At 53.7% G+C, this 562-nt stretch carries 1 protein-coding gene; it reads right to left on the bottom strand.

Translation table 11 applies throughout. The features are described from left to right. The coding region (locus LGT44_RS20355; RefSeq protein WP_230333671.1) for an efflux RND transporter permease subunit at nt 1-562 on the bottom strand (562 nt) is incomplete at both ends.

Here is a 562-nt window from a genome sequence, read left to right as displayed (position 1 = left end):
TCAATATAGCCAGCACCGATATTAGCGTTGTTTTTCTCCAGTGCCGCTACTAAATCATCAAAGCTGAGCTGGTAGGCCAGCAGTCTTGAAGGTTCCGGCGTGATGTGGAACTGCTTCTCGAAGCCGCCAATGGTATTGACTTCGGTGACGCCGGGAACCAGGCGTAACTGCGGACGGATCACCCAATCCTGTAAGGTACGTAAGGCCGTCGCATCATAGGGCTCACCATTTTCTTGCAAGGTGCCCGGTTTCGCATGCACTGCATAGTGAAAGATTTCACCGAGTCCTGTGGCAACGGGCCCCATCACCGGACCGATTCCTGAAGGCATCTCGCTTTTTGCCTGCTGCAAGCGCTCGTTGATAAGATTGCGGGCAAAGTAAATGTCCGTGCCTTTTTCAAACACCACGGTCACTTGGGACAGAGCATAGCGTGATACCGAACGTGTACTCTCCACGTGGGGCAGCCCCGTGATCGCCAGTTCTACCAGGTAGGTAATGCGTTGCTCCACTTCCAGCGGTGAGTAGCCTGGGGCTTCGGTATTGATTTGCACCTGGACATTGG

Source organism: Thalassolituus alkanivorans, from assembly GCF_020447205.1.
GTDB classification, from domain to species: domain Bacteria; phylum Pseudomonadota; class Gammaproteobacteria; order Pseudomonadales; family Oceanobacteraceae; genus Venatoribacter; species Venatoribacter alkanivorans.
The sequence above is the reverse complement of the archived record's forward strand: the minus strand, read 5'-3'. Positions and strand labels throughout refer to the sequence as shown.